Source organism: Planococcus sp. A6 (assembly GCF_028823615.1).
Classification (GTDB): domain Bacteria; phylum Bacillota; class Bacilli; order Bacillales_A; family Planococcaceae; genus Planococcus.
On sequence record NZ_JAPEHT010000136.1, the window covers coordinates 1 to 8,299 of the forward strand.

Here is an 8,299-nt window from a genome sequence, read left to right on the forward strand (position 1 = left end):
AACAAAACAAACTGGCGATGCTCGGCCTGATTTTCCTGGCTTTGCTCGCTGTGATGGCGATATTCGGCCCTATCTTCTCGCCGCATTCCGTCACCACACAAGACTTGCCGAACCAAAACCAGCCGCCGAGCGCGACGCATTGGTTCGGGACCGATGAAGCGGGGCGCGACGTCTTTACCCGCACCTGGTACGGAGCGCGCATTTCCTTATTCGTCGGCTTGATGGCCGCATTGATCGACTTTGTTATCGGCATCGTCTACGGAGGAATCGCCGGCTATAAAGGCGGCAAAACCGACGGCATCATGATGCGCATCATCGAGATTCTCTACGGCTTGCCGTACTTGCTCGTGGTCATCTTGCTGCTCGTCGTGATGGGGCCGTCTTTATGGACGATCATCCTCGCGCTCACCATCACCGGTTGGGTCGGTATGGCCCGGATTGTCAGGGGCCAGGTGCTGCAAGTGAAAAACTATGAGTTCGTCACGGCATCGAAATCGTTCGGTGCGAAAACGCCGCGTATCATCCGCAAGAACTTGATCCCGAACTCGATGGGGCCGATCATCGTGCAAATGACGTTGACGGTGCCGAGTGCCATTTTTGCTGAAGCGTTCTTAAGTTTCCTCGGCCTTGGGATCCAGGCGCCGTTTGCCAGCTGGGGCGTCATGGCGAACGACGCGTTGCCGGTCATCATTACCGGCGACTGGTGGCGCTTGTTCTTCCCGGCATTATTTATTTCATTGACGATGTTCGCATTTAACGTACTTGGAGACGGGCTGCAGGATGCACTCGATCCGAAGATGAGGAAGTGAAGACATGACAGGAAAGCAGATAGCTGAAGAGTTGGCGCGTACCCGCTTGGAAGAAGGGGCGGATATTGATGCGGTCGACCATACCGGCAAACGCGGCAGAATTGTAAAGCCGAAAAAGCGCAAGACTGTAACAGATGAGCGCATTCTCTCCGTACAGGATCTGCACGTGACATTCAATACATACGGCGGAACCGTGCAGGCCGTACGCGGCGTCAATTTCGACTTGTATAAAGGAGAAACTTTGGCGATCGTCGGGGAATCGGGATGCGGCAAATCAGTAACATCCAATGCCATCATGGGCTTGATCCAGCAGCCGCCCGGAAAAATCAGTTCCAAAGGCGTTCATTTCAAGACACAGGATCTCACCAAATTGTCGAAGAAAGAAATGCGCAAAATCCAAGGTGTCGACATCTCGATGATTTTCCAGGATCCGATGACCGCGCTCAACCCGACTTTAACAATTGGCGAGCAATTGACAGAAGGTGTCAAACAACACAAGAACTTGAGCAAAGCGCAAGCGAAAGAGCGCGCTATCGACATGCTCAAGCTGGTCGGCATCCCGAATCCGGATGAGCGGCTCAAGCAATACCCTCACCAATTCTCAGGAGGCATGCGACAGCGCATCGTCATTGCAATCGCGTTGATTTGTGAGCCGGAATTATTGATTGCCGATGAACCGACGACCGCGCTCGATGTGACAATCCAAGCGCAGATACTGGAACTATTCGAGGAAATCCAAGCGAAAACCGGCGTGTCGATCATCTTGATTACGCACGATCTTGGCGTGGTTGCAAAAATCGCCGATCGCATCGCGGTCATGTACGCCGGCAAAGTGATTGAAACCGGCGACAAGCGCGAGATTTTCTACAATCCGCAGCATCCCTACACAAAAGGCTTATTGACTTCCGTGCCACGGCTCGACTTGGCTGGTGGAGAGCTGAAACCGATCGACGGCACGCCGCCTGATCTGTTCGCTCCGCCGACCGGCTGCCCATTCGCTGCGCGCTGCCCGTTTTCGATGGACGTCTGCACGAATGTCTATCCGGAAGTGACGGCTTTATCCGAAACCCATAAAGTGGATTGCTGGCTACAGGATCCGAGGGCTCAAAAATTGATCGATGAACAGGCTTTTGCAAGATAAATTTGGCTGGAGGCGCATTTGCGCGTTCACATAAAGAGAAACTTCAATCAGTGGGGGTTTTTCTTATCCCACTGATTGTTAGTTGATCCAATCAGACTTTTAGGGACCGTGAATCTCCCGCTTGTAAAAGTGGGAGTCTTACGGACCGTTGAAGTGTGATAAAAAGAAAACACTAGGGGGAAAACACATGAAGAAATGGCTCGTATTGTTTCTGATGGCGATGTTCGTGTTCGTTCTCGCAGCTTGTACAGCAAGCGAAGACGCGGGAGAAGACACGAGCAGCGATTCAGGCGAAGAAGGCTCCGCTGATTCGGGCGGGGAGAAAACATTGTTTATGAATAACGGCGAAGAACCGACTTCATTCGATCCATCGATCGGCTTTAACGCGGTATCATGGGGCGCTTTGAACAATTTGATGGAAGGTTTGACACGCCTGGATGAATCGTCTCAGCCGGTCGAAGCGACAGCTGAATCGATCGACGTCTCTGAAGATGGATTGACGTATACATTCAATATCCGTGAAGACGCCAACTGGTCAAACGGCGAACCGGTCACAGCCGGCGACTTCGTTTTCGCTTGGCAGCACATGCTAGACCCGGAAACAGCTTCTCCGGCAGCTTTCCTTGCTTACTTCATTGAAGGCGCTGAAGCGTATAACAACGGAGAAGGTGCTGTAGAAGATGTTGCGATTTCTGCAGAAGACGACAAGACTTTCGTCGTCAAATTGACGGAACCGACAGAAGCATTCTTGAACATCATCACTAACCCAAGCTTCTTCCCAATCCACGAAGCGACAGCTACAGAAAATCCGGACTGGCATACAGAAGCGGATAGCTTTGTCGGAAACGGGCCGTTCACATTGGCTTCATGGAGCCATGACGAAGATTTCGTTTTTGAAAAGAATGAAGAATATTGGGATGCTGAAAACGTAAAATTGGATAAAGTTCATTGGGCAATGGTCAACGACCCGAACACAGAATACCAAATGTACGAAGCGGGCGAACTGGACGTATCGAGCGTGCCAGCTGAAATGTCCGAGCAATTGCAGGATTCTCCTGAACTTGGCGTAATGGACCAAGCGGGTACGTATTTCTACCGTTACAATGTAGAAGAAGAGCCATTCACGAACAAAAAAGTCCGCCAAGCATTCGCTTATGCGGTGAACCAAGATGATATCGTCCAATATGTGACGAAAAACGGTGAAAAACCGGCATACGGCTTTGTTTCTTACGGCTTTGAAGGACCGAACGGCCAGGAATTCCGCGACGAAGCGGGCGAATTGGTGAAATTTGACGCTGACAAAGCGAAGCAATTGCTTGAAGAAGGCATGGAAGAAGAAGGCTGGGATGAATTGCCGCCAGTGACGATTTCCTACTCAACAAGCGAATCACACCAAAACATTGCTGAAACATTGCAAGACCAGTTCAAGACCGCTTTGGGTGTAGACGTTGAACTTCAAAACGTCGAAGCGAGTGTCTTCTTGACAGAGCAAAAAGAATTCAAATACCAATTGTCACGCAGCTCATTCCTGCATGACTATGCTGACCCAGTCAACGCACTTGAAAGCTTCATCACGGATTCTTCCATGAACCGTACACAATGGTCCAACGAAGAATTCGATAAACTCATCGCTGAAGCAAAAGCAGAAACGGATTCAGAAGTTCGTTGGGAAAAGCTTATCGAAGCAGAAAAAATCCTAATGGACGAAATGCCGATCTTCCCGATCCATTTCTATAACCAAGTCCAGCTGCAAAAAGAAGGCGTCGAAGGCATCCTCCGCCATCCGGTAGGGTATATCGACCTTAAAACAGCGGATAAAAACTAAAAGCGATCACGCCCGCTAAGCTCCGACAGGCACAAGACGATTCCACGAAGCGGCGCTTTTTGCCGCACAGGGAAATTGGCTTATGACCCGAGAGGCAGGCCGCTGAAGCTGGATATAACTAAAAGCGATCACGCCCGTTCATCGATCGTAAGCACATGAAAAAACAGAAGCGCGGCCAGGCGCCGCGCTTTTCTGTTTTTCACTGAGGAAAACTGGTAGTTTTATGAGTGAAGAACAGAAAACAAGAGGAGTGAGCAATATGCGCACAATGCCAAAACGATTGCAAAAAGGGGATACGGTGGGCATCATTTCGCCATCAAGCCCGCCGAATTTAGAGAATTTGAAAAAGGCTTTGCCTTTCTTAGAAGAATTAGGATTGAAAGTGAAAATGGGCAAATCCGTCGAAGCGAAAAACGGCTATCTTGCCGGAACGGATGACGAACGTTTGGCGGATTTGCATGCCATGTTCGAAGACCCGGAAGTGAAAGGCATCATTTGTGCTGGCGGGGGATACGGCGCTGCCCGTTATGCGGACCGGATCGACTACGCGATGATCAAAGAAAACCCGAAGATTTTCTGGGGCTACTCAGATGTGACTTTTTTACATAATGCCATCGGAATGTATGCAGAATTGGTAACCTTCCACGGGCCGATGTTGGCATCGGATGTCGGAAAGCCGGAATTCCATGAGCGCAGCGGCCGCATGTTCGGCCAGATGTTCCAGCCGTTCGAATTGCATTACGACGAAACCATCTCCGAGCTTGAAACATTAGCAAGCGGCATGGCAGATGGCGAACTAGTAGGGGGCAACCTATCGTTGATTCGCGGGACGCTTGGGACGAAGTTTGAAATCGACACGAAAGACAAGATCTTGTTGATTGAAGACACAGGGGAAGAACCGTATCAAGTGGATGAAATGCTCAATCAGCTGAAACAAGCCCGCAAGTTCGAGCAAGTAGCCGGAATTGTTATCGGCGATTTCAAAAACGCTGAACCGAAAAAGCCGGAACAATCGTGGACACTCGCACAAGTGCTAGATGATTATTTTAAAGAGTTGGATGTGCCGGTCGTCAAAGGCTTCAAAATTGGCCATTGCGAACCGCATTTCTCCGTGCCGCTCGGCGTAAAAGCCCGTCTCGATGCTGATGCGAAAACCTTGACGATCCTGCCGGGGGTCGAGTGATATGCCGGTTTTAGCGTCTATCGAGACTTACCGGATAGCCGTTCCTTTAAAAAAGCCGTTCAAGACAGCGCTCCGGACCGTGGAAGCAGCTGAAGCGGTCATCGTTCATTTGACGACACAAGACGGCCGCTCCGGTTTCGGCGAAGCGCCGCCGACCCATGTCATTACGGGTGAAACCTTGGATAGCATCGAACGGGCCGTGCATTTGATTGGCGCCGGCTTGATTGGGATGGATGTGAGACGCAGTGAACAGCTTTTCGAGAAGCTCCACAAGACGCTCGTCGGCAACACCAGCGCCAAAGCGGCAGTGGATATGGCGCTTTATGATTTGATTGCGCAGCAAGCCGGCATGCCCTTGACACAGTTTCTGGGCGGCTACCGTAAATCGATCGAGACCGATTACACGGTTTCGGTTAATGCTCCTGAAGAAATGGCGCAAGATGCGGCAGCCTATGAGCAGCAAGGATTTACGGTCTTGAAAGTCAAAGTCGGCATCGATACCCCTGAACAGGACCTGAAGCGAATCCAGGCCATCCGGGAGCGTGTCGGGAATACAGTCACACTGCGCTTAGACGCCAACCAAGGCTGGGATCCAAAATCGGCGGTGCGCATCATCAATCAGATGGAAGACGCCGGGTTTAATATCGAATTGATCGAGCAGCCGGTTCCGGCACATGACATCGAAGGAATGAAATTCGTTACGGACAATACATTGACACCGATCATGGCGGACGAGAGCGTCTTTTCACCAGTTGATGCAAAACGCGTGTTGGAATTGCGCGCAGCAGACTTGATCAATATTAAATTGATGAAAGCGGGCGGCATCCACCGCGCAATGAAAATCAATGCACTGGCAGAGACTTTCGGCGTGCCGTGCATGACCGGCAGCATGATCGAAACGAAACTCGGCCTGTCCGCGGCTGCCCATTTTGCGGCGAGCCAGCCGAATGTGACGCGTTTTGATTTTGATGCGCCGCTTATGCTGAAAGAGGACCTTTTGCCAGGCGGCATCCAATACAGCGGCAAAGCCATCCGCTTTTCAGATAAGCCGGGGCTTGGCATCGATGCAATTCGGTTCCTGGAAACTTTACGTGAACGGAGAGGATAACATGGCACAGACACAATCGACAACATGGGTTTGCCGCGTTCCGGTGACGAGCGTCTGGACCCATCCCGATAAAGTGAGAGATGTGGATGCATACGGGGTGGCTGACACGCCGGACATCAATAAATGGCGTGAAGCGATGAACCAAAAGGAAACCAAGGACCTCACATTAAGCAATCGCCTTCAAACGCAGCTGCTTTACGGGGAACCCGTTTTAATAGAAGAAATCGACGGCACGTGGGCGAAGATTATTGCCCCTTGGCAGCCGTCCCATAAAGATGAGCGCGGCTATCCGGGATGGCTGCCACTAGCACATCTAAAAGAAGTCGATTCATTTGCGGATCGAAGCTATGCACGCGTATCCGCCGATAAAGCGCAATTATGGACGCTAGACCGCCGGCCGATTGCCCAGCTTCCATTCAATAGCTTGCTGCCGGTCAAAGATGCGAACGAAACGCGTGTCCATGTCCATACGCCGGATGGCGATGCATATATCGAAGCTAAGCACGTCCAGCTTGTCCCGGCGCCTGAACAGATTCCGCTCGGGAACGGCCAGTCGATCGTAAACGAGGCAGAACGATTCTTGGGATTGCAGTATTTCTGGGGCGGCATGTCGAGCCTCGGCTATGACTGTTCCGGATTCTCCCATCATATGCTGAAAGCGAACGGCTACTACATATCGCGGGATGCAGGAGACCAGTCTGTGGAAGGCGTAGAAATCGACCGTCTTGATTCTGCTGCTTGGCAAACTGGCGACCTCTTATTCTTCGCTTATGAAGAAGGGCAAGGAAAACTTCATCATGTCGGCATTTATTACGGCGATGGCATGATGATCCATTCGCCGACATCCGGCAAAGCCATTGAAATCAACCGTCTCGAAGGCACGGTCTATGACAAGGAATTATGTGCTGTCCGCAGGTTTACACAGGAGGAAACAACATGACGAACGAAACTTTATTGTCCGTACAGGAACTTAAGCGCCACTTCGACCTCGGCAAAGACACGACGTTAAAAGCGGTCGACGGCATTTCATTTGATATCAAGCGCGGCGAAACCTTTGGACTCGTGGGAGAGTCGGGCTGCGGCAAATCGACGGCCGGCCGGACCATCATGGGCTTATACAGCTCGACCGACGGCAAAGTCGAATACGACGGCGTCGATATACATAAAATGTCCGAAAAAGACCGCTTCGATTATTTGCGCAATATGCAGATGATCTTCCAGGATCCGTACGCGTCGCTCAACCCGCGTTCGACTGTTTTCGAAATTATCGCCGAACCGATGCAAGTCCACGGGCTATATAAGAATAAAAAGGAATTGCAGGCACGCGTCCATCAATTGCTGGAAGATGTCGGCTTGAACCGCGACCATGCCAACCGCTATCCGCATGAATTCTCGGGTGGGCAAAGACAGCGCATCGGCATCGCGCGGGCTTTGTCACTCGACCCGGATTTCATCATTGCGGATGAACCGATCTCGGCACTCGATGTGTCGGTCCAAGCGCAAGTCGTCATGCTCCTGCAAAAGCTGCAGAAGGAAAAAGGGCTGACGTATTTGTTCATCGCGCATGACTTGAGCATGGTCAAATATATATCAGACCGCATCGGCGTCATGTATCTCGGACATATGGTCGAACTGACGACGGCTGACCAGCTGTACGATAAGCCGCTTCATCCTTACACGGAAGCCTTGCTGTCCGCGATTCCGATCCCGGACCCGGACATCGAAGAAGCCCGTGAACGTGTCATTTTGGAAGGGGAACTGCCAAGTCCGATCGATCCACCGAGCGGCTGTGTATTCCGGACACGATGCCCACATGCGATGAGCATCTGTGCGGAGAAAAAGCCGGCGTGGCAGGAAAAAGAGCCCGGCCATTACGTCGCTTGTCATTTGTATGAGTAAGTGAAACAGGTGAAATAACCATAAATTTATGCTATAATAGATAGATAATGTTTTCATTATAGAGAGGCGTGGATAACTATGGCATTTCAACCCCATGAAAAAGAAGTATCTGAATTTGTAGCGGCCCGCAAAATTGGCGAATGGATTTCATTCACCCGCAATGGCGTCGACGTTAACGGAACCATCTTCAAAATTATGGACAACTCGGTGATCGTCGAGATCTCACCAGAAGACGCCAAGGAAATCGGCGCTGCTTCCAACATGACCGTAATTTCACATAAGAAATACAAGATTGTCGCAGATCAATAAACGAAACCTCCGCAGCCGCGGAGGT

Annotated in this window: 8 protein-coding genes; all 8 read left to right on the forward strand. The window is 50.9% G+C overall.

Annotation, left to right across the window (positions count from 1 at the left end; all coding sequences use genetic code 11):
- The coding region (locus ON064_RS15500) for an ABC transporter permease (RefSeq protein WP_274625487.1) at positions 1 to 809 on the forward strand (809 nt) is incomplete at its 5' end.
- Positions 810 to 813: 4 nt separating this feature from the next.
- Positions 814 to 1,950 carry an ABC transporter ATP-binding protein gene (locus ON064_RS15505; protein ID WP_274625488.1) on the forward strand — a complete coding sequence of 379 codons (1,137 nt, stop codon included), beginning with the start codon at positions 814 to 816 and terminating at the stop codon, positions 1,948 to 1,950.
- Positions 1,951 to 2,137: 187 nt separating this feature from the next.
- Entirely contained in the window at positions 2,138 to 3,775 is a 1,638-nt protein-coding gene (locus ON064_RS15510; RefSeq protein ID WP_121298311.1) for a peptide ABC transporter substrate-binding protein, read from the forward strand.
- A gap of 259 nt (positions 3,776 to 4,034) precedes the next feature.
- Positions 4,035 to 4,958: a S66 peptidase family protein gene (locus ON064_RS15515; RefSeq protein ID WP_121298309.1), complete on the forward strand. Its 924-nt coding sequence runs from the start codon at positions 4,035 to 4,037 to the stop codon at positions 4,956 to 4,958.
- Position 4,959: 1 nt separating this feature from the next.
- Positions 4,960 to 6,066 carry a dipeptide epimerase gene (locus ON064_RS15520; protein ID WP_274625489.1) on the forward strand — a complete coding sequence of 369 codons (1,107 nt, stop codon included), beginning with the start codon at positions 4,960 to 4,962 and terminating at the stop codon, positions 6,064 to 6,066.
- Position 6,067: 1 nt separating this feature from the next.
- On the forward strand, positions 6,068 to 7,006 hold the full coding sequence (locus ON064_RS15525) for a C40 family peptidase (protein WP_274625490.1): 939 nt from the start codon (positions 6,068 to 6,070) through the stop codon (positions 7,004 to 7,006).
- The gene (locus tag ON064_RS15530) at positions 7,003 to 7,965 is read left to right on the forward strand and encodes an ABC transporter ATP-binding protein (protein WP_274625491.1); all 963 of its coding nucleotides are present in this window, start codon (positions 7,003 to 7,005) and stop codon (positions 7,963 to 7,965) included. The genes ON064_RS15525 and ON064_RS15530 overlap by 4 nt, the downstream gene beginning before the upstream one ends.
- A 78-nt stretch (positions 7,966 to 8,043) precedes the next feature.
- Positions 8,044 to 8,274, forward strand: a complete 231-nt coding sequence (locus tag ON064_RS15535) for a DUF2187 family protein (protein WP_058382988.1) — start codon at positions 8,044 to 8,046, stop codon at positions 8,272 to 8,274.
- Positions 8,275 to 8,299: the final 25 nt, after the last annotated feature.